The sequence below is a fragment of the Sporocytophaga sp. genome (assembly GCF_017745095.1).
Lineage (GTDB): Bacteria > Bacteroidota > Bacteroidia > Cytophagales > Cytophagaceae > Sporocytophaga.
Genome location: NZ_JAGHZZ010000026.1, coordinates 18,561 through 43,994, shown reverse-complemented (window position 1 = coordinate 43,994; position 25,434 = coordinate 18,561). Strand labels below are relative to the sequence as shown.

Genomic DNA, 25,434 nt, shown 5'->3' with positions numbered 1-25,434 from the left:
ATTTAATGGAACCTTTTTTCAACTTCTTTTCTGAGATTTTGAGCAGTAATCATTGGGCCTTCTGTTGACCCAAGATTGTAGAGCCATGCGGGAATAGCTCCGGAAGGATCAACTCTCATTTCATAAATCACCTGACAGGAATTCTGGGTAATCGGAGTTATTTTCCAAAGTGTCTGGTAATGTTTAATCCTCACTCTTCCGCTTCTTTCTGGAAGGTAATCTGGCACTCCCATTCCTGTCAGTATGTATTCACCAGTAGATTTATTTTCAGCAATTTTAAGATGAACAATCATATCACGGTCTTGTATAGGCCATGGTGCGCTGGTCATCTGATAATGGTAATATTCGTTTTCATTTACCTTTTTCAATAACTTAGCTTCACTGCATTTATAAACCCAATTGGTATATTTTTCCTTATCCTTAAGTACCTCAAGCACATTAGCAGCAGAGTAATTGATGCTGGTCTCAATTTTTATTTTTTTTATACCGGCATCCTTATCTCCGGTATAGATTTTAATTCCTTCTTCCTCCTTCTTTAATTCCCAATCACCACCTACAGATGTAAAGGCTAATATCAGATTTAAGAACAGCAGAGAAAATGTTAGTTTGATCACGTTGATTATGTTTTTTTATTCAAATATATTATTGCCAACTAAAAAAATAACTTAATATTAATTAACTGAGCCAATATGTATATGTTACGATTAAAATCGCATTAAATATACATTCTGGGATAAAAGCTTAAAATGGTAAAATAAGTTCTGCCATAATTCTTTTTTTAATAACATGGCTCATTATTATGGTTATGTTTAATGAACACAATCTTTCCAATATCAAATCCTTCGTTTTTCGCTTTATCAATTAATTGATCAACTACATTTTTAGCCAATACAGGTTTCCTGGACAATATCCAAAGTCTAGTTCTCGACTGGTCTCCGGCCAGTGCATACTCATACTCATTTCCGACGGAAAGGATTTGATAATCTCTTTTAAAAGGGCCTCTGGATTTCATTTTAAATTTAGAATTGGTGCCAGGATCTTTCAATGTGGCTTTACCGAATGACTTTTTTAGATTACCGGATTCAATCACTCGACATTCGCTAACTATTTTGAATGTTCCATCTTTTTGCAAAGAATACTCTGAGGTAACATTTGTGCATCCTTTTTCAAATTTTGAGGGGATTGCAGCTATTTCATACCATTTGCCCTGATACCTGTTCAGGTCAATTTTTCTTTCCACATTGATCGGAGCAGGTCTTCGTCTCATTAGATATCCTAAAATCGCTCCTGCAATTGCTCCTCCTAAGATCGGTTTCCATTTAATATCCTTTTCCATTATTCCCATCTTTATAAAATAATAACGAGTACTGAATGAAGACTGTTTTTAATAACAAATTCCGGATATCAGACTAATTCAATTCATCCTTTAATCAAGGGAGCTAAAGCGATTTGGAAGAGAATAAAAAAAGATTGACATTTCTGCCAATCTCTTTTTATTATAACTGTCAGATGAATTCTAATCTCCATCAATCAAATTACCCAAACCACCAAGGATACTACCTTCTTCCTTACGTTGGCCAATTCCATATGCTATCATTCTAGAAGCAAGTCTGCTTATCGGCAAGGATTGTACCCAAACCTTTCCAGGTCCTCTTAATGTCGCGAAAAACAGCCCTTCACCACCAAAAAGAGAATTTTTGATTCCCCCCACAAATTCGATATCATAATTTACCTCACTGGTAAATGCTACTATACAGCCTGTATCAACTTTAAGAACTTCACCTGGTTGAAGAGTTCTCTCAACAACCATTCCACCGGCGTGTACGAAAGCATATCCATCTCCTTCAAGTTTTTCCATGATGAATCCTTCACCTCCAAAAAGGCCGGTGCCAAGTTTTTTCTGGAATTCAATTCCTATGGATACGCCTTTTGCAGCACACAAAAAAGCATCTTTCTGACAAATTAATCTGCCATTCAATTCTGCCAGGTTCATAGGTATAATTTTGCCAGGATAAGGAGATGCAAAACTAACATGCTTTTTACCTGAACCACCATTAGTGAAAGCAGTCATAAACAAACTCTCACCGGTTAGAAGTCTCTTCCCTGCAGAAAAAATCTTTCCCAGAAATCCTCCCTGTTGCTGAGATCCGTCACCAAAAATAGTTTCCATTCTTATCCCTTCTTCCATCATCATAAAGCTGCCAGATTCAGCAACTACTGTCTCCTGAGGATCAAGTTCGATTTCTACAAACTGCATTTCCTCGCCATAAATCTTGTAATCTATTTCGTGATTGCTTTTCATATGTATTATTATGTTTAACAGATGCGAATTTAACAAAATCTTTAATTCTAAAGTTGATTTATATACAAAGTCAATTTCCAGCCGGTTCATGAAGAGTATTTATCTACATTTGATTCTTTCCTTTGTTTTTTTTCAGACTTTTGGTCAACAAAATGATTCTGTATCAAATGAAAACAAGAGCAAACAACATGTCTATAGAGTAAAATGGTATATTGATGCTCCCATTATAGTTGGAGGCCTTGTCTCTAATTATTATGGCGTTCGTGTTTTAAAAGGGAAAAAGGGTATTGATGAAGCCACTGTTCTTACCTTAACTCCTGAAGATGTCCCAAAATTTGACCGAGGAGCTACCAGGCAGAATCCAGCATTTGCAGAGACAGCCATGCATATGTCGGATATTTCGCTAACAACTACAATCATTTTGCCTAGCCTATTATTATTTGATAAAAAAATCAGGCAGGATGCATTGAGAATCGGAGTAATCTACTTGACAACAATTTCGCTTATGTCCAATTGTTATTCATGGGGAGTAGGCCGGATTAACAGATACCGTCCTTATGTTTATAATCCTAATGAAAGCATAGAAAGAAGAACCCGAAACGGGTCCAAAAATTCTTTTTACGGAGGCCATGCTGCTGCTGCTGCCACATGTTCTTTTTTTGCAGCAAAAGTATTTGCCGATTATCACAAGGGATCCAAACTTGTACCTGTTTTATATGGCCTGGCAGTTATTCCGCCTGCGATAACAGCCTACTACAGATATAAGGCGGGAATGCATTTCCCTTCCGACCTCATTGTGGGAACAATAGCAGGAGCTGCCATAGGGATTGTAGTACCGGAACTTCACAAGCCTCGGAAAAAGAACAAAAATATGTCATTTGATCCTGTTATTGGCCCGTATCAAGGATTTGCAATGACTTATAAATTTTGATTTAAAACCGATAGTTTATTCCTATCCCTTTAGCATGAAAACTTACCATTGGTGAAATTGTAAGTTTTTTGGGTAAATGAAAACGATTGAGATGCGTAAGATAAGCAAGATGTACCGATAAGATGCCAATTCCCGCCCCAGCCAGGACATCAGATTGCCAGTGTTTATTATTCAACATTCTGCATACTCCCACTGAGGCTGCAACTGCATATCCCGAGACACCGATCCAAGGACTCTTATCTTTAAATTCCTGATGTAAAATAGCTGCTGCCACAAAAGCGTCAGTTGTATGTCCTGAAGGAAAAGACATAAAATCAGACTTGTCCGGCCGCTCTCTGCCTACTATATTTTTTAATGGGAAAACCAAAGCAGAAGCAATAATATTAGACTTAATTATAAGCAATGCCACATTGAGGAAATCATGCTGAGAGGGCGTTCCTAGCAATTTCAGCAAAATATATTGGCCGTATGGAACATATTTTAAATAATCGTCCGCATCCGTAGAAAAATTAGGGAACAAATGATGAATATCATTTTTAGCATCTATACTGCTATAAAGTCCATGATTTCCTGACACGGAAACCCCATAACCAACTAAAATTGCAGGTGCTGCAAAATACTTCACCGAATTTTTCTGATACCACTTTTTTTTCTTCAAAACTGTTGTATCAGATTGGGCATATAACCTGGAAATATTAAATAGGAACAGAAAAACAATTAGATATAAACGAAAATCCATTGCTGATAACAAGTAATATATTGATCAGAAAGCTTAAGAATTGAAACTGAACTGAAATTGAAACGAGAGTGGCTCTCGAATATTCTTTTAAAACAGGAAAAAGTTAAGACCAATATCTCAGAACTTAATCATAAGCCCTAAAGACCATATGAAAATATTTTTGGTATATGAGAAATTAAACTTCCCCTCATTACCTTCTGCAAATAAGCTTCTCATATAAGTTACGCTGGCAAATGGACTCGTTCGTTTAGAGTTAAATGCTTTCAACTCCAGACCTGCCAGAGCATATGAAGTACCTGATTTCTGGAAATCATTTGTCTTTTCAAATGCTATGACATTATCCTTTAAAACAGGATAAACAGTATTAGCTGAAACAGCCATATTATAAGCCAATCCGATTAATGGAGCTATTTTAATTTTCTTAAAATTCAAATCAATAGATACCTTGGCTGAAATATGGTTCTGCACAAAATGGTTTTGATAAGAATTGTTCTCCTTGTAAAGCAATACCTTTTCGCTATAAGACTGATAGGAATACCCCAAAAGAAAATTAAATCTTTTAATGCTGTACCCCAAATCTATTCCTAGATTGTAGCTATTCTTTTCTCTCACACTGTAACAGAAAGCTTGCCCCAATACGCCCTCATTGCCTGACAAATAATTCTGGAAATATAGATATGATATATATGGTTTGATATAGAAAAAATGTTCTACTTCTTTATAAAGGTATTCATCTACAACAAACTGTTGAGAAACGGTAACTGGAGCTTTTTTTATGATAATGGTATCAGCATCTACCCCCTGTTTAAACAGCGTATCAACCTGTGCAAAAACTGATTGTATTGAAAGCAAAAAAGTAAAAAATACAAGTCTCATAAACATGATATTATTTAAAAATCTTTTTCGTTTTTACTTTCCTCAATGTATCTGTTTTTATAATAGTATCCTGTTTGTTCAAAGTTATTACAGGCTTGTTCTTTTTAGCCTCCTGCAGCGGAGGAGTTGACTGTACTGTTTGTGCTTCTGAATTTACTTGAGAATTTGTTAAAGTATCTGCAATCTGAAAAGAAGATATTACCGGAACTATTGAGTTTTTATCAGCAGAATCTTTCGCCTCTATTGAAACAGTTGATGTCAATTGTCCTGATTTATTAAATTGGTTGGAACCAGAATGATTATTCGAATTTAAATCTTTATCAATTCTGGACGTTTTATTGGCAATATTCCCCTCCTTTATTGTAATGGTTTCTCTTCCATTCTTCGTTGCATTTTCAGCTAAATCTGGCTTTGATGCAAAGAATAGATAAAAAAGAATTAGGGTTATCGATGTTGTTATAAATATCAGATAATAAATATTAAATGTATTAAGTCTCCAGGTAACAAAATTATTTTTTTGGACAATAGGTTTAATTGCTTGCCATTCTCCATCGAAATCAAAAGAATCCCCTTTCTCCGCATATTTCAGGCGGTTTTTAATTAAAATACCTATGTCCTTATGGTCCTCCATGCTTAAACTGTATGGTAAATTAATACTCTGATTGAATCCTTTAACTTCTTTTTGGACCTGTGAAGTAAAGTTCTGCAATTATTTTCACTAATTTTTAATTCTCTGGCAATTTCCTTGTGGGAATAATTTTCAACATAAAACATGTTAAAGATTATATTTTGCGGAGGATCAAGAGATTTTATAAGATTTATTAACTGTTCGTAAGAAAGTTTTGACAAAGCTTTTTCATATTCACTAAAATCTTCGTCTTCGATTTCCTCCGTTTCATTAAAATATTTTTGTAGACTACTATCTCTGCTTCCTAACTCCTCTTCAGATTCAGGTTCAATTGACAAATGAAAAAATCCGGAATTGCTTTTTTTTCTATAAAAAGAAATTGCGGTGTTTACAGTAACTCTTTTCATCCAGCCGATTAAAGCGCCTTCATTGCGAAAAGAGTTTATATCTTTAAAAATTTTAATGAAAGCTTCTTGAAAAATGTCTTTTGCATCTTCAACACTTTTTGAGTACCGGAAAGATAATTTCTTCAGCTCAGGGCCATATTTTTTAAATAAAGCTTCCTGAGATTTTAAATCCCCTTTCGCACAACCTCTAACGATATCGTTATCTGATAGCACCATTAATTAAGTGTTGGAAAACAAAAATATAAATTATATTCCAAAATTTACAAAAAAAACAGATATTGAAGGACTTAATACCCACAATTAATGATTCTTTTCCATTTTTGAGTAAAATATGATTATATCAAAAAATCCTTTCATTTTTCCTGTTTTACTCATTATATTTTTCCTTGGCTCCTCTTGTGAACATCATTGTCCATTGCCTCAAGGTAGTTTTGAAAGATCCATTGAAATAAGACAGGATATAAATTCCGAGGGAGATGGAGATGCTTATTTAAATTCAGATCCATCTCTTGAAAACATAAATGGTAGTGGAGACCCTCACAATATAGTGGGCAATTGGACTAGATTCGGAGATCCTGCACGTTACCGTTCTTATCTCAAAATAGATCTTTCTGAAATAAAAACGAGTGAAGAAATAGTTTCAGCAACATTATTACTCCATACTAAGCCTACCGGTGCGGATGGCTCAGTACCTGATATTGTCAATGATACTCATGATCCTAATAATGTAAAGATATGTCTTGTTACTGATTCTTGGGAAATAAAAACTTTAAGCTGGGTCAACCAACCCAGTTTTTCGGAATTACTAGAAGATAATATAATCTTTACCGTTCCGGAAGATTTTCCCGCTGTAATTGGAATAGATGTGACCAATCTGGTCAGAAAAATAGCTGGAAAAAATAAAACATTTAATAATAATGGATTTCTTTTTAAAATGGCGCCAGAAGAAGCTGCTCCACCATACCGATCATTTGTATTTTATTCAGCAAATGCTGAGGTTACAAAGCAACCTTATTTAAGGGTACAATTGAAATCTAACTATTAAATTGAACTTATTCTTTTGCCTATTGATCTCAACTTAATCCTCATGTCGTTTGCATCAGCTTTCAATCGTTTGCCGCACTATGATTAATTATAGAAAACTTGTAGTTCTAGGTATTGCTACTTTATCGTATTTAATGATATCAGGATGTGAACACCATTGCTGTCCCCCTGCAGAAAATATTGAAAGAACTCTTGAGATAAGACAACCTTTAACTAAAACTGGTGAAGTTGATGGAGATGCTTATTTGAATTCCCATGTTACTCTTGAAAACATTAACGGGAGATTTGACATTCATAATATTGTTGCGAAATGGACAAGGTTTGGAGAACCTGTGAGTTATCGGACATATTTAAAATTAGACCTATCAGAGATCAAGGATAATGAAGAAATAGAGTCTGCAATTTTAATTCTCCATACCAAACCTAACGGCTCTGATAACAAAGTTCCGGATAATGTATGTAAAGATTCAATCCCGAACTATATCCAGGTATGCCTGGTAGAAGATTCATGGGATCTGGAAGATTTAACCTGGGTACATCAACCTCGTATTTCACCATTGCCAGATGAATATTTATATTTTAATATCCCCTCCGATTTCCCACCTATCATGCGTCTGGATTTGACAGCACTTGTAAAAAAAATTGCCGGAAAGGATAAAAAGGATGAAAATAATGGATTTCTTTTTCGAATGTATACAGAAGGCGATTCTGAATTTTATCAATCATTTGTGTTCTATTCAATAAATGCAGCAAGAGAAAAGCAACCCTATCTTAAAGTTCGATTGGTACCTAATAATTAAGTTATCGTTGCCTATTTATTCATAATTAAAAAGTCTGTAGAATTTTATCTCTAAATTCGCGTCATAAGTCGCTTCCTTTATGAAGGAAGATTAATATTAAAAATTCATTATGAGTTCAGTTTTTAGTTTTTCAAAAAGTAACCTTGCATTTATCGGCAATTGCTTTTTGATATTTTTTTATCTCATATTTGGTTTTTCTTTGATTTCATTATACATCCCCCCTCATGTACTTTGGATTTCTGAAATCGCTACTTTATTAATTCCAGTCTTCGTATTCTTTAATTGTCTTATCACTCTATTTCTGTTTCTTTTTAGGAAAGGCTCAATAATTAAGTGGATTGGAACGGCATTTTTTCTGCTTTCATTTTTTTATTTTTTTACACTTTTTAGAATAAGCAGGATAAATGAAATCACAGATCCGAATTGTGACTTCACTGTTCTTTCATATAATGTCAGCGGATATAATATTGCTCATGAACTAGGATTTAAAGAAAATCTGTCAAGAATTATTTCCGGAAAAAATACTGATTTTGTCTGTCTGCAGGAGTTTTTTCCAGAAAAAGGCGGCCCTTTTCTGGAAACACTATATCCATATCAGGTTGTGTCAGCTAAAAAGAATGTAGTTGGAGTTACAATCTTCTCTAAATACCCGATCATTCGTAGTGGACTTGTATTTGAAGGGCGAAGCGATTTTAACAAGGGCATTTATGCTGATGTACTTATAAAAGGTAAAGTACTAAGGATTGTAAGTGTTCATTTTGAATCTAACAATCTAAAAAAAGGAAATCCTTTCTTCCCACTTAAAAAAGTTTTGAGAAACGCCTATTGGCTAAAACAAACAAGTGAAATCAGAAGTACTCAGGTAAGAAAACTAAACGCTTTTATTGATTCTACTGCTATACCATTGATTGTTGCGGGCGACTTCAATGAAACTCCGTATAGTTATGTCTATCAGAATGTGAAGAAAAAGCTAAATAATGCTTTTGAAGAAAAAGGAAATGGCTTTGGATTTACATTCCTACCCAATAAAGCTTTTTTAAGAATTGATCACCAGTTTTTCGAGCCTCGGAAATTATCGATAAAGAATTTCTATACATATGATACTATACATATTTCAGACCATGTGCCCATTCTGGGGTGTTACAGATTCTCTGATTAGCTATAAAAAATGAAGGATCCCGGTAAGGATCCTTCATACATACATCTATCAACCTGTATTTAAGTACCGAAAAAGGGAAATCCGATAAACTCAAATCATTCATTGTTTAAATTAAGCTAGGAGAAAAAGTGAAAGTCCCTTTCAGGACATTTCACTCATTTATCTATCAACCTAAATTAAGATCCAACACTAGAATCCTTTGCTTAATGCTTTGCAGGTGCAACGAAAAGTGAAAGACCCAAAGGATCATTTCACTCATTCATCTATCAACCTGACTTTTTAATTTCAGTATTTTACAATCTTTCTGATCGTAGTCTTACCGACTTTTTCAATTTTTAAAAGGTACATGCCAGCAGAAAGCTCAGCTCCTAAAACCAATTGGCCTTCAGCTGTGCCCATTGCAACAATATGACCAGTATTATTAATAACAGAATATTTAAACTGACCTTCTGATGCTATAGTAAAATCAGCACTAAAAGGGTTTGGATAAACTGATACCATGTCACCAGACTGAATATTATCAATAGATGTGACAGTACATTCACTTTGATTTACAACAGGGACTTTTCCTGTCTTACCTCCGGCACATACATTGCAGACATCCAGTGCTGCTGTACCACCCCAATCTCCATTACAATCTTTGGAGCAAGCTGTCATCCCCGTGCTACCGCCAACACAGGTCTGACAGTTGTCCAAATAAGCTTTTCCGCCATATTCACCATGGCAATCTTTTACGCAGGCAACTCTACCAGTATTGCCACCTACACAAATATTACAATTGTCGTTAAATGCAGTTCCACCAAAAACACCATTGCAATCTTTCACACAGGCTGTTTTGCCAGTTTTTCCTCCAACACAGACATCACAGTTATCTTTGAAAGCTGTACCTCCAAAATCTCCATTACAATCTGCCACACATGGTTGTTTTCCGGTGGTTCCGCCAACACAGGTACTACAATTATCAAGATAGGCCGCCCCACCTACGACTCCGGCACAATCCGGCGTTCCCGTTTCAGTATATACTATACCTCTTCCCGCAGTGCTCATATATACTCTTCCGTACACATTCATATCTCCCAACACCATCTTAGCATTGCCAGGTCCACCGAATTCATGTTCATTATCATTTACCCTCACCCAAGTTGCACCTTCATCTATAGATCGGTAAATACCTATTACATTGTTGATTGTCCCCCATATGTAAATGGTAGGATAGCTTTTACCTGGAGCTTCCTTTCCAAGTCCAACCGCACCACAATAAGTAACACTATTAACTTTTGTAAATGACTGACCAGAGTTTGTTGATCGTGCCAGGCCATTCCAAAGTGGGACCCACAAGTGTCCTTCTTTTCCTGGAGTAGTACGAATCACTCTCGCTCCTCCAGATCCTGCATTTCCTGAAGTGCTGAAAGAAATACCTCCATCTGTACTCACGAGCATAGCTCCACTTGATTCATTGAAGGCATAAAACTTGTTGGCATTTTCTGCATCAGCTACTGGAAAGGCATTAGATATATTTAACCCTGAACATGCTGTCCATGAATTTCCATTATCTGTGGATCTATAAGTTGTAGAGGAAGCATCGGGACAATTTAAAAATACTTTTCCGTCAGAGGATATTGCTACGCTCCCTTTAACCCCGCTCAAACCACTTTTATTACACTTTGTCCAGCTTACACCTTGATTCGTGGAGTAGTACATTTCGCTACCAACACGTAACATTGTACTTGTCTTTTTGGATGCGAAAGCAATACCTGTAGTAGTACCTGTAGTTGGAGTGTGTCTGGAATAATATTTAGTAATATCTGTATGAACAAAGCCGTCGTAATCACCAAGAGCAGAAACCAGAGGTCCGCCAGGAATGCTCACCATATCTAGAGGAACAGTTTCTTCAAGGCCTTTTTGCATGAATTTCCATGTGGTCTTTGAAGCATTAATATCTTCCGTCTTAAATACACCATTTCCAGAAGTTACCCAGACTTTTGCAGTATTAAAAGGATCAAACTCAATAGAACCAGCCCAGTGTATGGCCTGATCAGCAATCCAGGGGCAATCATTCTGATCTAGTGTAAGACCTTTCGAAAAAATATCTGTCCATGAGCTTCCTCCGTTTGTACTCAGAAAAATTCTGTCACCCCATGCATTATTTTGTTGCAGATAGGTATTTATAGTTGAAGCTACAAGTCTGTTTGGGTTATTAGGATCAACGCAAATTCCGCCGAAAGCTCTTGCATAACCGGAAGGTGTTACATTAGTCCATGTACCTGTTTTAGTATTGTATTTCCAGATAGCCCCATTATCCATAGGTTCCGGAAGACTCCAATGGCCATGTGGTCCTGCTCCGTTTCCATATGTGATAAAAAGATTTCCATCTGTAGCAAGTACAGCTCTTTGAGGCATAAAGTTGGTAGGGCCTCCAGAAATAGCATTGAAAGTAGCCCCACCATCTTTACTTACATAAAGGTTAGTTCCTGTTTGGGAAACTCCTGCAAATATGGTTTTAGATGCACTACCATTAGTTCCACTGGTAGGATCAATTAGCACGAAGCTGATGCCGTTATCATTAGGAGTGCTAGAGACACTCAATCCACTTACTTTGCTCCAGGCTGCACCTGAATTGGTGCTTTTAAAAAGCCCATTTCTTCTGGTACCACAAAATAAGAGAGAACTTAAATTAGGATCTACAACAAGTTTTTCACCATTCTGACGTCCCATTCCATTGCCATGTGCTTTGAATTGAGATGTTACTTCAGTTACTATAAAAGTATTTCCGTAATCGCTGGAACGAAGGATAGCTGTTTTACCTCCGTTAAAATAGTCTATTCCTACCAGCATATATACCTTCTTAGAATCCTGAGGATCTATTGCCAAGGCTTCTACTCCAAGATATCCTGTTTCAGTATCAGAAACCCAGTCAGTAAGAGGAACCCATACATTCTTAGCAGCATCCCATCTGTAAGCACCGCCCACATCTGTTCGAGCATATACTAAATTAGCTTCAGTTTTGCTTGTAATGATACTGGAAACAAACCCACCTGCTCCTATTGCTACATTTTTCCACGTATTGGTAGTTTGCGCTATTACAGACTGCCGAGTATAAATTAAAAAAACTAGAATTTGTAATAAGAATAGTCTTTTCTTCATGTATTATCCGATTTGCATTTTCTTTTTTTGCGAAAAATCAAACCTAATACGGATGCAAAAATGAAATGTAAACAGCCGTGCGAAAAAAATTAAAAAAAAATTTAAACAATATAGTCAATCGACTTCACCGTTGAAAACTAAGATAAAATTCTACAGCATTGTCATCCAATATTGACGGGCTATTAGTACCTGCCATATAAGAGGCATATAATGAAAATCCTGAGTTTCCAATTTTTAAGTTTTTGAATCCGGCAATAAATGCTATCCCTCTTTTATATTTTAAGTTTACCCCCGCACTCACCAAATCATAAATATCAAAAACCCCTGCCAACTGAACATTTTCAGTTCCTTTTTGCAGTCTTGTATATAAATGCGGACTGAAATCAAGAAATTGAGTAATCTGAAAAGTATAAAACATATTACAATTCCAATAACGATCCAATTGAAACTGTTGATTTATAGGTTGAAGCTTAGTCTTTAATATTTGTTGACCTGCGATTCCCAAATAAAGTTTTTTCCAGCTATACCATATACCTACACTTCCGTCCATAACAGTTGAGCTTCCTCCCGCCCCTGCCTGAGAACCTCTGAAGTTATAATTCACAATTCCTAAAGCAGCACCAGCTGATAATGAAGAATATTCAGAAAGATTTGTCCTCCAGGAGTATCTTCCATAAAGCCTGCTTCTGTTTATAAAATCACCTTCTTTAAAATTGATAGCCTGCAATCCAAGGAATTGGGATCGTCCTTCTTTATCTCTTATTTTAAAATCTGCATCAACATAAAGCTTGCTAATCCCCTCAAAAAGTCCGGTCTGAGTTCTGTTTTCTCCCCTGATTTTAAATTTATAGCTTGTGTCTGTAGCAGCAGGATTTAGTAGATAGTAATTATTAAAAAATTGATCGAAGAGATCCGGAACTTCAGACCTGGACTGACCTCTGACAATAGAAGGGAATATAAAAATTACTAATATAATTAGTCTGAATCCGGACACAGGAATAATTTCTGTAATATTTAACAGTTATTCTCGTAAAATTAAAAATAATAGCCGTGAAGCTAGTGTTTACTTTTTTATTTTCAAATCGTAGGATCAGGAAGTGTGAATAAAATAGATTCAAAAATTATAGAATGTATCCAACAGGGTGAAAATGACCCTGTACTTGATTATCTTTACGAACATACTTTAAAAAAGGTCCGAAGGTATGTTCTTCAGAACAATGGTTCATTGGAAGAAGCAAGTGATATTTTTCAGGATGCAGTTGTAATCTTTTTTAATCAAGTGAAGCAAAATAAATTTAACCAACAATATGGAATTGACGGTTTTATCTTTTCTGTTTCTCGAAATCTATGGATTGATAAAGTACGGAGGGATAAACGAATTCAAAATAAAGATCTGAGTCTGATTGAAAGTGAAGTTTCTGACAACTCTGATCATCTTGGAGATTTAATCACAAAGGAAAAATCTTCGGCAATGAGGTTGGTATTTGAGAGACTAGATGAAAAGTGCCAGAAGATACTTCGCTTCTCTATTTTTGAGAAATTAAGCATGAGGGAAATCAGTGAGAAAATGGGCTATGCAAGTGAAAATGTGGCTAAAACCAATAACTACAGGTGTAAGCAATATTTGCAGAAACTGGTAAATGAAGATAAGAATCTTTTAAATTTATTAAAGCATTGAAAGAAGGCGTTGAATATTACTTTGAGATTGATCAATACCTCAACGGGGAACTGAAGGAAGATGCTTTAGCGAAATTTCAAATAGCTTTAGCTGAAGATCCCGCATTAAGAGATGAAGTTGCTAATCAGCAGCTCCTTAATGAGGTTGTTCTCGGTGCTGAACTAGACGTTCTAAGAGATCGAATCAAAAAAGACATAAAACAACTGGATCAAAAAAATAACTCTAATAAGTGGTTATTGGGAGGTTCACTTCTTTTACTTATTAGTGTAGCTACAGGTCTTGGTATCTTTAACAACATCAAATCAGATAAGACAACTTCCTCTAAAAGTCCATCGGAAAAACCCCTTATTAATGTAAGTGATTCATTGCAAAGCAATGGGTTATCTTTATCTCCGAATACTAAAAAGCATGTAAATAAAAAGGTATGGATAAAACCACAGATTAGTAACTCTTCCGAAAACTTTTTAGATTCAGTTCCTTCAGAAATCAAGAATGAAATAACTTTACAAAAAGGAACGGAGATAATTAAATCTGATACAATTACAACCAAATCATCAGTTGTCAAACAATCAGATGCTTGCGCGGATGTAAATATTAACTTTACACTTTCCTCAACAAGCTCTTGCATCAATGGTGCTACAGGAGAAATAAAAGTTACAGAAAACAGCCTTAAAGGCGGTACAGCACCTTACTCCTATGAATTTAATGGGAACGGAAATTTTTCTTCTTTATCAAGTTACACCAATCTAAGACCGGGCAGTTATACAGTCAAAGTCAAAGATCAATCTGGTTGCGTGAAAGAAAAGGTAGTATTGGTATCCGAAAAAGAATGTTACAAAAAGCAATCATTCAGCTTTAGTCCTGAATTCGGTGAAACTCTGAAAATTCCGATTTCTTCAGAAGAAGCTGGAATACTTTCAATATACAATAGAGCAGGATTGCTTATATTTAAGACAAAAACAGGCCAAGGAGAAATCGCAGAATGGAATGGTAATGATATGACAGGTAATCTGGCTGTAGCCGGATTATATGTTTATATAGTGGAATATTCAAATGGTCAGAAAGAAAACGGACAGATTACTGTATTAAGATGATTTTGAGTAACCTTCAGATAAAAACGTTAAAGTATAAAGGAATTTTCCTTTTTATAGCTTTTGTTTTGGTTGGCTTAAATGTCAGTGCACAGGATAATCTTGTTGAAATACCTGACGAAAACCTTAGAGCAAAACTAGAGAAGGATTATACTGCTTATATGAAAGATGGTAAGCTGGATACTATTAAGGCCAAAGATTTTTATGGTGAGTTGAATCTGGAATACTCAAACATTAATGACGCTACCGGAATATCGTACTTTACCAACGTCTATACACTCAAATTGGGTTTTAATCACATTACAACAATTCCGGATATCTCACGACTTACAAATCTGAGATTATTATACCTGTATAATAATAATATCACAGAATTACCCTCTTTAATTACTCTTGTTAATTTAGAGGATTTTCAGGTTTATAATAACCAGCTTAAAAAATTACCGGCTTTGCCTTCTTCTCCAAATTTAAAAACATTGTCTTGTGGCAATAATCAATTGACAGAAATGCCTGATCTTTCAGGTTATGTAAATTTGGAAATACTTGTTGTCGGAAATAATCCGACGCCTATATTTCAAAATGTATCTGCTTTAAAAAATCTTAAACAGCTACATTTAAATCATCTTGGATTAGACACCATCATAGGTTTGAAAGATCTGAACTTTCTGGAAGTATTATTTATACAAGGCAATAATCTGAAAGATCTATCAGACCTTAAAGCTAATACAACCCTGAAAGTCTTTAATGTTTCAAATAACAAATTATCTAGCCTTCCGGATCTGCTAGCAAAATTCAACTTGGACAACGTGAATATTTCTGATAATTATCTCACGTTTGAAGACATCTTACCTCTTAAAAATCACCCTCAGTTTAGCAAGTTCATTTATACTCCTCAAAAGCCTTTTATAATTGATCAGAACCTAGAGTTGAAAGACCAAACAGAACCTTTCATATATGATCCGAAGGTTGATGTGACGCTACCTGTAACGTACCAATGGTTTAAAAATGGGATTGCTGACAATACAAATAAATCATCAGCACTGACTTTATCTCCTCTAACTCCAGAGCAGTCCGGAGGATATTTTCAGGAAATAAGATTGAAGGCTCTACCTTCACTGGTACTCAAAAGTACTAATTTGGTTCTGACAGTAAAGCCATGTATTGAATTGTCCTATAAATCAATAAATATTCTTTCTGAAAATTGCAAAGAAGGATATTCAATAGAGTTGCAAGGAGTTGAATATAAGGGAGGAACTCCACCTTATCGTTTTGGCATCAAATCAGTCACAAAAGCTGATACTCTTACTCTTGATAATTTCCGTTACAATAACCTGGAGGCGGGCATATATAGATTTACTGTTAATGACCAGTTTAATTGTAAAGGTTCAACATCATCGTTCACCCTTCAGAAACCCAAAGATTGTCAAGCTGTATTCAGTCCGAATGGTGACGGTTATATGGATTCTTATTTTATCGAAACTCCAGGCAAAATTAAAATACTGGATTCAGGAAGAAATTTAATCAAAGAACTTGTTGCTCCCGCAGTCTGGGACGGAACAAAAACAGACGGTTCAATGGCAGATGCTGGTTATTATGCTATTGTTGTCGATGAAAACAAAGTAATCAATATTACTTTAATTCGTTAATCGTTAACTCGTCGTCATTCGGACATTTCCGAAACTTTTTGCATTTACCAGTATTTATAAAAAGCAATACATTCTCTAAACATCGAATTAAAATCCCTCCACTCGAGTCAAGTCTGCGTGTGCACCATAGACTTGACTCGCACCAACTTTCCTAAGTAAATGTTTAGTTCTGTAAATATGATAATATTGGGATACAACGGTAACACTACTCAGTGATACGTTTCACTCAGTTTCTTATAATTATTAGCAGTTTGTAAAGTATTAATTCCAAGATCATCTGCTATGACCTTTTGAGAAGGAACACCCCGATCAACAAGATACCTTTTCATCTCAGTACCTTCATAATATCCTTCCTTCCCAAGTCCTCCGGAAACAATGATGATCGATGACGGATTTTCACGAAATAACTGAAGGCCTTTATCCGATCGAGCTTTTAATCTTGGAGAAAGCGTACAATCTTCATTAACCTTATTACCCAGTATCAGAATACAATCTGTTTTTACTTTATCGTCCCGAAGTCCGTCAACAGCAATAAAGGAAGACTGTATCAAAAAGACAATGATTACAGCAATTGAGAAATATTTTAAAAATCTTTTCACCTAAAAAATTATTGAAAGACTACTTACCAAAATCCAGTTTTACTTTCAACCTTTCTACAATCTCATACACAGCTGGACAAACCTGAGTATTTTTTAGAGTAAGGTTAAGGATCTGACGAAATCTCTTTCTATTAGTATGTGGATATTCTCTACAAGCTGTTGGTCTTGATTCATAAACCAGACAATAATTCTCCCCGTCAAGAAAAGGACATGGAGATGAATTCAGTACATAATCATTATCTTCATCCAGATGCAGGTATTGATCTATAAATTCTGAAGGTTTTACCCTTAGTTTCCTTGCTACTCTTTCAATATCTGCCTGATAAAATATAGGGCTAGTGGTTTTACAGCAATTTGCACAGGCAAGGCAATCTATTTCCTCAAATACATCTTCATGAACAGGATGCACTATTTTATCCAGCTGATCTGGAGAAACTTTCTTCAGCTTATCAAAAAACTTTTTATTAATCGTCTCCGCAACCTTGCCCTTCTCTTTTATTTCTTCCGGTTTAAACATTACTTAAATCAATAGTTCTTTTTTCTTCACTGCTTGCTTTGGCAAACTCAATGAGTTTTATCACATAATGGGCTTCTTCCGGATTTACTAAAAGTTCTTCTCCTTTCTGGATAGCCTGAGCAAGATTCTTATAGAAATAAGGATAATTTCCTCTTTCAGAAGGGTACTCAGATTCTTCACAATCCGTATTTCTGATAAATCCAGATGTAGGAACGGTTTCTTTTTCCCATGCTACATCTTTGGGGAATAACCCTTGTTTTAAAGCAGCTTCCTGTGGATCTAGATCGTAACGGAAGTAAGTTAATTTAGAACCTTCCACATAAAGCTGAGGAGTTTTTTCTTCCACTAGCATTCCTGCTTTTACTACAGCTTTGAATCCATTATACTGAAGAGTTATCTCAAAGAAATCATCTACTACTGCATCTGGTCTTTGTCTTTCAATCTTTGCAGTAATAGACTGCGGTTTTCCCCAAAGGTATATAGTCTGATCCAGCAAATGGACACCCAGATCATATAACAGACCACCTCCAGGAGTTTCTTTCTCCCTCCAGGAATCTTTAATAGCAGGACGAAAACGATCAAAGTGGGCTTCATAGTGCCTGATTTTTCCAAAACCCTTCTCTTCTTTTATTTTTTTAATTGTAAGCAAACCGGCATCCAGACGTCTGTTCTGATATACAGTCAAGATCCTGTTAGTTTCTTTAGAAATTTTAATCAATTGTTCTGCCTCCTCTGAAGATACCGTAATTGGCTTGTCAACCACAACATGTTTCCCTTTCTCCATAGCTTCTTTGGCCATAGAAAAATGAAATTCATTGGGAGTTGTGATCACGATCAGTTCAATTTCAGGATCATTCGTTAATTCCGAGAAAGTTCTGACTACCTTCACATCTGGGAACTTCAACTTTGATTGTTCTTTATGTCTTTCCTGAACACTGGTTAGTTTAAATTCAGGCAAACTTGCAATAAAGGGGGCATGATAAAATTCTCCAGCGGCACCATATCCTGCTATTGCAGTATTAATCGGCATCATTGACATATTTCAAATTTTCAATATTTTAAATTCAACCCTTCGGTTTTTGGCACGGTTTTCATCAGAGTCGTTAGGTACTGCCGGCATAGTTTTACCAAAACCTTTGGCGACAAGCCTTTCGGCTGTTATCCCTTTTGATGTAAGATATCTTACAACTGATTCTGCCCTGTTTTGAGATAACTTATTATTATAATCGTCACTTCCCATATCGTCTGTATGTGCGGAGATCTCTACAACAAGACTCTTGTTCACCTTCATCAGATCTACCACCCTGTCCAATTCAAAAAAAGAAGTTGCAGATATTGCAGAAGAATCAAATTCGAAGAAAATATTATTCAGAACGAAAGAAGTATTCTTCTTGAGAGGTTTCAATTTAACGCTTTTTTCAAACTTCTGATACCTTTTTATAGAATCAGATTTTAAGACCTCTGAATGAAAAGTATGGCCTTTTGAGCTTATGGAAAAATCATAAGTTTGTCCTTCCTCAATATATACTTGATACTTACCGGTAACAGAATCATTGATAACTTCCGATACTTTTTCTTTGGTTTTAAAATTATTGAGCTGAATGGTTGAAGCAATAGGTTTACTGGTTTCTTCATCTTTAATGAATCCCTCGACGGAAATCACTTTTTCAGGTCGGAACTCACCAGGTAATTCCACCTTATAGATGTCATCTTTATTATTGCTTGTTGTGGATGACAAGTAAATAATGTCGCCAGAAGCCGGAACGGAAATCAATTCATCATCCTTGGCTGTATTTATGAAATCCAATGGAACAGGCTTAGTCCATTTGCCATATTTAAATTTTGATTCATAAAGATCGTACCCACCCTTTCCATCGGATTTATATGAAGAGTAAATTAGAGTTTTACCATCTGCCATTATTCTTGGGTATCCTTCACAGCCAGAATTTACAGGGTAAGGCAAGGGAACAGGATTTATGAAAAAGGCTCCTTGTCTTGTAGCTTTAAAAAGATTGCAGCAGCGCTGGCCCGTAGAAGTATTCTTTTCTCCAGCTCTCATGAAATACAGGATTTTACCATCCGGGGATAAAGAAGGAAAGCCATCGTATCCGGCTGAATTAACAGGTTTCCCAAGATTTTTAGGTGCGCTCCAGTTATTTCCGGTTCGTTTGCTATACCAAATATCAATCCCACCCATTCCACCTTTCATATTGGAAGTAAAGAACAAAGTGGATCCATCATAACTTAGGCACGGGCCACCTAAGAAATCATCCGGACCAACAACATTATTAATGGCTATTATATCTACCGGTTTTGACCAAACTCCCGGCTGTACCTGATTAGTCATGTATAATCGCCAACGACCACCTTTATCGGATTCAAAAATCAATGTATTGCCATCTGCACTGATAGTAGGAGCAAATTCAGAACTTTCAAGTGTATTTACAGGATTGCCCAGCGTTTGCAGATTTGTATTGGTGTTTTTTTGACTGAAGGCAATAAGGGAAAGAAAATTTAATACGACTAGAATCAGCTTTTTTTTCATATAGTATCAGTTTTCAGAATCAGGAAGGCCCTGTAACCTACTTTTTACGATCAAAAAGAAGAGATAAGCCATTCCAATTCCAAAAAACATACTAAAAATTAAATATTCCTGCCCAATAAAATTGAGTACCAAAACAATACCACTTAGTTCACCACAAATCCATGCAAGAAAGCCAAAGACCATCCACTGCATTGAAGATTGGCCTTTTTCCCTGGCCAGTTTACCTAAATTCTTCAATAAGAAATACAATACAACTATTTCGATCATTCTGCTATTTTCCCTAATTCAGGAAAGATTTAACCCGATATATTAGGGCACAAAATTATTCAATAATTTGGATTAACCTTCCTTGTTTTTCTTTTCCTTTCTGATCCTGATTAAAAGAGGCAGAATAAAAAGTAAAACGATACCAAGGAGAATAACTTCAAGATAGCTTTTTAAAAACGGGAATGTTTTTCCCAGATAAAAACCAACCAGAATAATTGTATTTACATACAGGGTACAACCAATAGTGGTCATTGTAAAAAATCGCATATAAGGTTGATCTATGGCGCCGTTCATTAAAGGGTTGACAGTCCTGATAATTGGAAAAAAGCGCCCTATTATGATCGCTACTGAGCCATATTTTCTATAGAATGCTTTGGCTCTGTTCAGATAACTTTTTTTAAAGATAAAGCTGTCTTCCCTGTTAAAAAGATGTCGTCTGGTTTTCATCCCTATTGTATATCCCGTAAGGTCTCCGGCAATGGATGCTAATGTCAAGGTGATCATTAATAGTGGGAATGGTACATTAAGCACTTCACTTCCGGACAGCAGGCCAGCAGTAAAAAGAAGCGTTTCTCCACCGGGAATCAATATGCCAATGAGCATTCCAGTCTCTAAAAATACGAGTACAAGAAGAATGGCAAAGCCTCCAAATTCAATAATTGATTCAGGACCCAAAGTCAAAAAATTTAAATTCAATTAACCTCTTGTTTAACAATGAAGAGGTCTGTTTAGTTAATATTTAAAAAGCCACAAACGAAAATGGGAACAATAATAAGAACAATTGTTATAATTGCCTTAATTGGTGTATTGATTATATTCCTTGCAGTGGCAGGTATATTGGATGCTATATTTTAAGCAAATTAAAAGCGTTGTACATCCTTCTTAAACCTTGATATAATGGACCTCTCCTCTACAGAAGTTTCATTAAAAGCTTCAGCAACCCTTTCCATAAAACTAATGCATTTGGATTTCATACTTTGGGTAAAATCAAAATGAAACCTGTTTGCTTCAAGAGTATCTAAGGCATAATTATAAGCGTCTTCAAGAGGGATATTAGCTTTTTCAAGCTTATTAAACATCTGGTCAATCCATTCGATATCACTGTCACCCAACTGGAACTCCCTTTGCGCAAGATTTTTTATCGTTTCTTTCTCCTCTGATTGAATTGCACCATCAGCCTTTGCAATTGAGTATGCCAGGCTTCCCATAGCGATGTGAATATTTTGTGTTGACATATATTAATTTGGGTCGATTTTAAATTACTATTATAATCCGTTTTTCTCCGGATTTGTTACATTTTTTCTTGAAATTTTACATGAAAATTACTCACAAAAAAAATGCCTGAATTTCTTCAGGCACCTTTTAAATTCGAAATTTTCTAAAAGTCTATTATTTTTTTCCGAGCGCTTGCTTAGCCATTTTATTTTCAGGATCAAGTTCCAATACCTTTGTCCAGTATTCATTGGATTTGGTTTTGTCTTTGGTCAAAGAATAGTGATAAGCAAGATATGCATAGGAATCAGTAAGTTCTTTTTTGTTCTTCTGAACATCTGCCTGTGTTAATTCAATCACTTTTTCATAATAAGGTTTCGCCTTGCCTTTATCAGGCGTCACATCCCCTGCATAATTTGCTCTTGCCCTCCAAAGGTATCCTGTTGGAGATGTTGGAATAATTTCAACTATTTTAGCAAAAGCAGAATCAGCTAAAGAATAGTTTTTATCATAGTAATAAGCTTTACCCAAATTCAGATAATCCTGAGCAGTCGGAGCAATTTTGGTAAGTCTGATTGCGAACATCTCAGCAGCCTTGCCATATTGTTTACCGGTAAAATACATCCCTGCCACTTCGCTGTAAAGCTCAATTTTTGACGTATCTTTTTCAATAGCTTTTTTATAATTGATTATAGCTAGTGAGTCATTCCCTGATTTTGAATAAATCTTACCCATGTATTCATAATCAGTTCCGATAACCAGCTTGTCATTCGTTTTTTTCCAATACTCGTTCATATATTCAAGCCCTTTTGAAACATCGCCTGTTTCATAATAGCTATATCCAAGAAGTCTGTACAGAATCGGATTTGAATAATTATTCTTTTTAAGGCTTTCAAATATTCCCAAAGCATCTTTATAGTTTTCATTCAGGAAAAGAAATGATGCATATCTAAAATCATTGTCAGCATTTTTGTCTGTGTTTTCGACATATACTTTATAGCTGGCAATTGCCTTTTGATATTGTTTGGCCCTGTAATACAAGTCCCCTATCTGGCGATGAAATAATACATAATCCGGATTTTTCTCAAGACCTTCATTATAATATTTTAAACCTTCATTATAATTTCTTGCCTTGTTGTAGATATTTCCGATTTTAAGGTATGCCATAGGAAAGCCAGGTTTGGCATTCAAAGCTTTCTTAAAACTTTCAATAGCTTTGGAACCGTCATTTTTAGCAAGGTATGCATCCCCCATCAAGGAATAGTAATATGGATTTTTATCATCCTTACTTATCGCAGTTTGAAGTAATGCAATGGCTTTATCAGCATTTTTAAATTTAACTGAATTAATATAAAACTCAGCAATACCTGCTAATACTTTGGGATCTTTGGATTTTGATAGAGCTAAAGCTTTTTCAAAATAGTTTTCGCCTGATTTATCATTGTTCTCATAAACTGATTTTCCCAAGGCAACATAGTAAAGAGCGTTTTCATTTTTGGCCAGAGCCTGCTCTGCTACTATCTTTGCAGAATCCAGATTTCCTGTTTGATAATAAACATCAGAAAGCTGGAAAGCTATTTCAGGGTTTTTCTGATCCTTTTTACTCAATTCCACCAAAATCTTTTTGGCCTTTTCAAACTGCTCCAGTTCTATGCTTTTAGTAGCATCCTGCACAGTCTGAGCATTCATTATCAATGTTTGCATTAATGCAAATCCAACTAAAATACCTTTTCTCATTGCTTGGTAAAATTTTTTATTCGTACTTAAACTCTATATCTCTACCTGGCATTTTTGCCGGTACTATTCCTGTTTTGAGAATTATTTTCTGTCCTCGGTCCCCCAGAACAAAAGAAGCAAAGCCAGTCCTTAGGCCAGTTCTTGCTCCACTATAAATCAAATATATGTTTCTTTTCAATGGATAAGAGCCGTCGGCAATATTCCCTTGAAAGGGCAATGCAAACTTGTCCCTATTGTCTTTATATAGACCTGCAACCTTAATTTGTTTGAAATAGTTATTCGAATCTCTGTCATCGGCATCGCTCAACCACGATATGCCAATTATTCCCATGGCATTGTTATGGTTTTTCACATAATCTATAACTCCAGCAACAGAGTCTGCAGAAAAAATCTCTACATTTTTGATATCCAGTCCCAGACTATCTTTAAGGAAAAACAAGTTTCCTGAGTTCCCCTGATCAGCAGCAATTATAATTTTACCCGATGGAAAAGAAGGATTGATTTCTTTCCATTTTTTTATCTTTCCGGAAAGTATATCAGTAAGCTGATTGATGCTTAATAATGAATCCGGAAAATTTTTGTTGAGGACAAATGCAATTGCGTCTTTAGCCATCACATCTTGAATGACTCTGATTCCTTTCGACTTAAAAGGAGATAATTCTTTTTCATTCAAAGGTCTACCAATGACGATCATTTCAGTTTGGCCTCTTAAAAAAGAATCAATTGCAGTTCTTTCAGAAGTAAAAGTAATACCTATTTTAGCATTGGTGTAAATGCCTTCAAAGGTATTCTTTTGAGGTATAATGGCAGGTTTAAAAGAAGCATCAGAAAAAATATGGATTTCTCCCTTTGTTGGGGTATCTTCCGGAGCATCTATATTTTTATTACTTTTTTCCTTGCAGGAAAATGCCAGAAATAGCAAAATAAAAAGCTGATATATCCGAAAATTTATATGCATTTTATTCTTCACGATCTTTAAATGCCCTGTATCCCCTGAATCCGCCATATAGGATAAGTAATGCACCCAGACCTATGTTCATTTGAGGACTAAGCAACTGTATCGTTTTATGGTAAACAATGAAGTATATGCCAATTCCAAAATAGAAAAAGGCCATTAATAATTTGAAATAAAAAAACGCGTTCTGCACTACCTTATTGACTTTTAAACCAAAACTATTCTGTTATAAAAAGATAATCCTTAATCAGACCTGAAAAACACAATCTGATTAAGGAAATTTTGACAAGATTAATATTTTAATCCGGTAATTTAAAATGGATTGGTAAAACCTTTTTAATTCTTACGGCAACTCCATTTTGTTTTCCAGGAGTCCAAACCATTTTTTTAGTTACACGCTCTGCTTCTTCATCGCAGCCATAACCGATACCTCTGATAGCTTTAACATCAGTAACAGTACCGTCAGTGTTGATAATAAACTGCACGAATACTTTACCTTCAATACCGTTATTCTGTGCTTTAGTAGGATAAACTACATTTTTCCTAAAAAACTCCTCCATATTTCCCTTAAACTCGGGCATTTCAGGAACATATAACAGCGGTTCATTAGATACCGGTGCCTCAACTACGGCATTACCTGTACCGTTACCATCAATAACAGTATTCAAATTGGGATCCCCTTCCTGAGTTTCAGGTCCAGGATTAACAATGTCTTCAGTTTTAGGAGGGTCTTTAACGACCTGCTCATCTTTAGTTACTTCAGGCTCAAGAAATTCAGTCATTGCAGCCTTTGGAGGCTCCTCTGCAGGTGGCGGCGGTTCAACAGGAATTTCCTCTTCAGGCTTCTCGTCTTTGACCTCCATCAAGTCAAGTTCAACCTCTTCCACAACTTCCTCTGCTTCCGCAGGCTTATATTTGTTATAGATAAGAGGAGATACTAATCCCACAAAAAACACTATGGCTGAAATTACTACTGCCGAGGTAACATAACGTCCATATTCCCTTCTTATAATAAAAGCACCGTATTCTTTGTTTCTGTTTTCAAAAACAATGTCATTAAGGGTTGCCTGCGAATTTATTTCTGTTTTCTTAACCGAAATCGTTTCCGTTTCTTCCAGGATGCTCATAATTCTTAATTTAGATGTTTATTCCGGATA

The 25,434-nt window shown here is 35.6% G+C and carries 27 protein-coding genes; 7 read left to right on the top strand and 20 right to left on the bottom strand.

The features are described 5' to 3' along the window. Nucleotides 1-2: 2 nt before the first annotated feature. From J7604_RS23675 to J7604_RS23665, 3 genes are all read right to left on the bottom strand, one after another. Nucleotides 3-614, bottom strand: coding sequence for an START domain-containing protein (locus J7604_RS23675; RefSeq protein ID WP_293901918.1), 612 nt, complete (start codon nucleotides 612-614; stop codon nucleotides 3-5). Nucleotides 615-778: 164 nt separating this feature from the next. Continuing rightward, nucleotides 779-1,336, bottom strand: a complete 558-nt coding sequence (locus J7604_RS23670) for a lipocalin family protein (protein ID WP_293901915.1) — start codon at nucleotides 1,334-1,336, stop codon at nucleotides 779-781. A gap of 180 nt (nucleotides 1,337-1,516) precedes the next feature. Beyond that, nucleotides 1,517-2,302, bottom strand: coding sequence for a TIGR00266 family protein (locus J7604_RS23665; protein WP_293901912.1), 786 nt, complete (start codon nucleotides 2,300-2,302; stop codon nucleotides 1,517-1,519). A gap of 88 nt (nucleotides 2,303-2,390) precedes the next feature. On the opposite strand from J7604_RS23665, the gene J7604_RS23660 reads away from it, so the two are divergent. Further along, a complete protein-coding gene (locus tag J7604_RS23660) occupies nucleotides 2,391-3,233 on the top strand; it encodes a phosphatase PAP2 family protein (protein ID WP_293901909.1) in 843 nt (280 codons plus the stop codon). A 1-nt stretch (nucleotide 3,234) separates the two neighbouring features. On the opposite strand, the gene J7604_RS23655 is transcribed toward J7604_RS23660, so the two are convergent. The 4 genes from J7604_RS23655 to J7604_RS23640 form a co-directional block, all read right to left on the bottom strand. Continuing rightward, nucleotides 3,235-3,972 carry a phosphatase PAP2 family protein gene (locus tag J7604_RS23655; RefSeq protein WP_293901906.1) on the bottom strand — a complete coding sequence of 246 codons (738 nt, stop codon included), beginning with the start codon at nucleotides 3,970-3,972 and terminating at the stop codon, nucleotides 3,235-3,237. Nucleotides 3,973-4,089: 117 nt separating this feature from the next. Next, complete coding sequence (locus J7604_RS23650) at nucleotides 4,090-4,848, bottom strand: hypothetical protein (protein WP_293901904.1); 759 nt, start codon at nucleotides 4,846-4,848, stop codon at nucleotides 4,090-4,092. Between the two features lie 10 nt (nucleotides 4,849-4,858). Next, nucleotides 4,859-5,479: a hypothetical protein gene (locus tag J7604_RS23645; RefSeq protein ID WP_293901902.1), complete on the bottom strand. Its 621-nt coding sequence runs from the start codon at nucleotides 5,477-5,479 to the stop codon at nucleotides 4,859-4,861. A gap of 2 nt (nucleotides 5,480-5,481) precedes the next feature. Then, the gene (locus tag J7604_RS23640) at nucleotides 5,482-6,099 is read right to left on the bottom strand and encodes an RNA polymerase sigma factor (RefSeq protein WP_293901899.1); all 618 of its coding nucleotides are present in this window, start codon (nucleotides 6,097-6,099) and stop codon (nucleotides 5,482-5,484) included. A 115-nt stretch (nucleotides 6,100-6,214) separates the two neighbouring features. On the opposite strand from J7604_RS23640, the gene J7604_RS23635 reads away from it, so the two are divergent. From J7604_RS23635 to J7604_RS23625, 3 genes are all read left to right on the top strand, one after another. Then, nucleotides 6,215-6,928 (top strand): DNRLRE domain-containing protein, encoded by a 714-nt coding sequence (locus J7604_RS23635; RefSeq protein ID WP_293901896.1) that lies wholly within the window; start codon nucleotides 6,215-6,217, stop codon nucleotides 6,926-6,928. Nucleotides 6,929-7,007: 79 nt separating this feature from the next. Further along, entirely contained in the window at nucleotides 7,008-7,727 is a 720-nt protein-coding gene (locus J7604_RS23630; protein ID WP_293901894.1) for a DNRLRE domain-containing protein, read from the top strand. Nucleotides 7,728-7,836: 109 nt separating this feature from the next. After that, the gene (locus J7604_RS23625) at nucleotides 7,837-8,886 is read left to right on the top strand and encodes an endonuclease/exonuclease/phosphatase family protein (protein ID WP_293901892.1); all 1,050 of its coding nucleotides are present in this window, start codon (nucleotides 7,837-7,839) and stop codon (nucleotides 8,884-8,886) included. Nucleotides 8,887-9,171: 285 nt separating this feature from the next. Here the strand turns inward: J7604_RS23625 and J7604_RS23620 are convergent, their stop codons facing one another. Both J7604_RS23620 and J7604_RS23615 read right to left on the bottom strand, forming a co-directional pair. Further along, nucleotides 9,172-12,030, bottom strand: coding sequence for a T9SS type A sorting domain-containing protein (locus tag J7604_RS23620; protein ID WP_293901890.1), 2,859 nt, complete (start codon nucleotides 12,028-12,030; stop codon nucleotides 9,172-9,174). Between the two features lie 124 nt (nucleotides 12,031-12,154). Further along, nucleotides 12,155-13,024: a type IX secretion system membrane protein PorP/SprF gene (locus tag J7604_RS23615; protein ID WP_293901887.1), complete on the bottom strand. Its 870-nt coding sequence runs from the start codon at nucleotides 13,022-13,024 to the stop codon at nucleotides 12,155-12,157. Between the two features lie 105 nt (nucleotides 13,025-13,129). Here J7604_RS23615 and J7604_RS23610 point away from each other — a divergent pair, with 105 nt between their 5' ends. The 3 genes from J7604_RS23610 to J7604_RS23600 are packed head-to-tail and all read left to right on the top strand — an operon-like array spanning nucleotide 13,130 to nucleotide 16,445. After that, nucleotides 13,130-13,708 (top strand): sigma-70 family RNA polymerase sigma factor, encoded by a 579-nt coding sequence (locus tag J7604_RS23610; RefSeq protein ID WP_293901884.1) that lies wholly within the window; start codon nucleotides 13,130-13,132, stop codon nucleotides 13,706-13,708. Next, the gene (locus J7604_RS23605; RefSeq protein ID WP_293901881.1) at nucleotides 13,705-14,802 is read left to right on the top strand and encodes a SprB repeat-containing protein; all 1,098 of its coding nucleotides are present in this window, start codon (nucleotides 13,705-13,707) and stop codon (nucleotides 14,800-14,802) included. Before J7604_RS23610 ends, J7604_RS23605 begins: the two co-directional genes overlap by 4 nt. Beyond that, complete coding sequence (locus tag J7604_RS23600; RefSeq protein WP_293901878.1) at nucleotides 14,799-16,445, top strand: leucine-rich repeat domain-containing protein; 1,647 nt, start codon at nucleotides 14,799-14,801, stop codon at nucleotides 16,443-16,445. The genes J7604_RS23605 and J7604_RS23600 overlap by 4 nt, the downstream gene beginning before the upstream one ends. Nucleotides 16,446-16,654: 209 nt before the next feature. On the opposite strand, the gene J7604_RS23595 is transcribed toward J7604_RS23600, so the two are convergent. From J7604_RS23595 to J7604_RS23545, 11 genes are all read right to left on the bottom strand, one after another. Next, a complete protein-coding gene (locus J7604_RS23595) occupies nucleotides 16,655-17,044 on the bottom strand; it encodes a YdcF family protein (RefSeq protein WP_293901875.1) in 390 nt (129 codons plus the stop codon). A 19-nt stretch (nucleotides 17,045-17,063) separates the two neighbouring features. Beyond that, entirely contained in the window at nucleotides 17,064-17,561 is a 498-nt protein-coding gene (locus J7604_RS23590; RefSeq protein WP_293901872.1) for a YkgJ family cysteine cluster protein, read from the bottom strand. Next, nucleotides 17,554-18,594, bottom strand: coding sequence for a Gfo/Idh/MocA family oxidoreductase (locus J7604_RS23585; RefSeq protein WP_293901869.1), 1,041 nt, complete (start codon nucleotides 18,592-18,594; stop codon nucleotides 17,554-17,556). Before J7604_RS23585 ends, J7604_RS23590 begins: the two co-directional genes overlap by 8 nt. Nucleotides 18,595-18,603: 9 nt before the next feature. Beyond that, entirely contained in the window at nucleotides 18,604-20,106 is a 1,503-nt protein-coding gene (locus J7604_RS23580) for an OmpA family protein (RefSeq protein WP_293901866.1), read from the bottom strand. A 6-nt stretch (nucleotides 20,107-20,112) separates the two neighbouring features. Then, nucleotides 20,113-20,373 carry a hypothetical protein gene (locus J7604_RS23575; protein ID WP_293901863.1) on the bottom strand — a complete coding sequence of 87 codons (261 nt, stop codon included), beginning with the start codon at nucleotides 20,371-20,373 and terminating at the stop codon, nucleotides 20,113-20,115. Between the two features lie 72 nt (nucleotides 20,374-20,445). Further along, nucleotides 20,446-21,069: a VTT domain-containing protein gene (locus J7604_RS23570; protein WP_293901860.1), complete on the bottom strand. Its 624-nt coding sequence runs from the start codon at nucleotides 21,067-21,069 to the stop codon at nucleotides 20,446-20,448. 164 nt (nucleotides 21,070-21,233) lie between these two features. After that, nucleotides 21,234-21,608 carry a TerB family tellurite resistance protein gene (locus tag J7604_RS23565; RefSeq protein ID WP_293901857.1) on the bottom strand — a complete coding sequence of 125 codons (375 nt, stop codon included), beginning with the start codon at nucleotides 21,606-21,608 and terminating at the stop codon, nucleotides 21,234-21,236. A 154-nt stretch (nucleotides 21,609-21,762) separates the two neighbouring features. Then, complete coding sequence (locus J7604_RS23560) at nucleotides 21,763-23,322, bottom strand: tetratricopeptide repeat protein (protein WP_293901854.1); 1,560 nt, start codon at nucleotides 23,320-23,322, stop codon at nucleotides 21,763-21,765. Between the two features lie 16 nt (nucleotides 23,323-23,338). Then, nucleotides 23,339-24,280, bottom strand: a complete 942-nt coding sequence (locus J7604_RS23555) for a PstS family phosphate ABC transporter substrate-binding protein (protein WP_293901851.1) — start codon at nucleotides 24,278-24,280, stop codon at nucleotides 23,339-23,341. A 1-nt stretch (nucleotide 24,281) separates the two neighbouring features. Then, nucleotides 24,282-24,437 (bottom strand): hypothetical protein, encoded by a 156-nt coding sequence (locus J7604_RS23550; RefSeq protein WP_162144182.1) that lies wholly within the window; start codon nucleotides 24,435-24,437, stop codon nucleotides 24,282-24,284. A 139-nt stretch (nucleotides 24,438-24,576) separates the two neighbouring features. After that, the gene (locus J7604_RS23545) at nucleotides 24,577-25,404 is read right to left on the bottom strand and encodes an energy transducer TonB (protein WP_293901844.1); all 828 of its coding nucleotides are present in this window, start codon (nucleotides 25,402-25,404) and stop codon (nucleotides 24,577-24,579) included. Nucleotides 25,405-25,434: the final 30 nt, after the last annotated feature.

Excerpts from the sequence above, each read along its gene's own strand:
- J7604_RS23630 (WP_293901894.1), top strand. The coding sequence starts at position 7,008 with ATGATTAATTATAGAAAACTTGTAGTTCTAGGTATTGCTACTTTATCG.
- J7604_RS23650 (WP_293901904.1), bottom strand. The coding sequence starts at position 4,848 with ATGAGACTTGTATTTTTTACTTTTTTGCTTTCAATACAATCAGTTTTT.
- J7604_RS23620 (WP_293901890.1), bottom strand. The coding sequence starts at position 12,030 with ATGAAGAAAAGACTATTCTTATTACAAATTCTAGTTTTTTTAATTTAT.
- J7604_RS23670 (WP_293901915.1), bottom strand. The coding sequence starts at position 1,336 with ATGGAAAAGGATATTAAATGGAAACCGATCTTAGGAGGAGCAATTGCA.
- J7604_RS23565 (WP_293901857.1), bottom strand. The coding sequence starts at position 21,608 with ATGTCAACACAAAATATTCACATCGCTATGGGAAGCCTGGCATACTCA.
- J7604_RS23660 (WP_293901909.1), top strand. The coding sequence starts at position 2,391 with ATGAAGAGTATTTATCTACATTTGATTCTTTCCTTTGTTTTTTTTCAG.
- J7604_RS23625 (WP_293901892.1), top strand. The coding sequence starts at position 7,837 with ATGAGTTCAGTTTTTAGTTTTTCAAAAAGTAACCTTGCATTTATCGGC.
- J7604_RS23665 (WP_293901912.1), bottom strand. The coding sequence starts at position 2,302 with ATGAAAAGCAATCACGAAATAGATTACAAGATTTATGGCGAGGAAATG.
- J7604_RS23655 (WP_293901906.1), bottom strand. The coding sequence starts at position 3,972 with ATGGATTTTCGTTTATATCTAATTGTTTTTCTGTTCCTATTTAATATT.
- J7604_RS23600 (WP_293901878.1), top strand. The coding sequence starts at position 14,799 with ATGATTTTGAGTAACCTTCAGATAAAAACGTTAAAGTATAAAGGAATT.
- J7604_RS23555 (WP_293901851.1), bottom strand. The coding sequence starts at position 24,280 with ATGCATATAAATTTTCGGATATATCAGCTTTTTATTTTGCTATTTCTG.
- J7604_RS23590 (WP_293901872.1), bottom strand. The coding sequence starts at position 17,561 with ATGTTTAAACCGGAAGAAATAAAAGAGAAGGGCAAGGTTGCGGAGACG.
- J7604_RS23585 (WP_293901869.1), bottom strand. The coding sequence starts at position 18,594 with ATGATGCCGATTAATACTGCAATAGCAGGATATGGTGCCGCTGGAGAA.
- J7604_RS23545 (WP_293901844.1), bottom strand. The coding sequence starts at position 25,404 with ATGAGCATCCTGGAAGAAACGGAAACGATTTCGGTTAAGAAAACAGAA.
- J7604_RS23640 (WP_293901899.1), bottom strand. The coding sequence starts at position 6,099 with ATGGTGCTATCAGATAACGATATCGTTAGAGGTTGTGCGAAAGGGGAT.
- J7604_RS23560 (WP_293901854.1), bottom strand. The coding sequence starts at position 23,322 with ATGAGAAAAGGTATTTTAGTTGGATTTGCATTAATGCAAACATTGATA.
- J7604_RS23580 (WP_293901866.1), bottom strand. The coding sequence starts at position 20,106 with ATGAAAAAAAAGCTGATTCTAGTCGTATTAAATTTTCTTTCCCTTATT.
- J7604_RS23645 (WP_293901902.1), bottom strand. The coding sequence starts at position 5,479 with ATGGAGGACCATAAGGACATAGGTATTTTAATTAAAAACCGCCTGAAA.
- J7604_RS23550 (WP_162144182.1), bottom strand. The coding sequence starts at position 24,437 with ATGGCCTTTTTCTATTTTGGAATTGGCATATACTTCATTGTTTACCAT.
- J7604_RS23575 (WP_293901863.1), bottom strand. The coding sequence starts at position 20,373 with ATGATCGAAATAGTTGTATTGTATTTCTTATTGAAGAATTTAGGTAAA.
- J7604_RS23635 (WP_293901896.1), top strand. The coding sequence starts at position 6,215 with ATGATTATATCAAAAAATCCTTTCATTTTTCCTGTTTTACTCATTATA.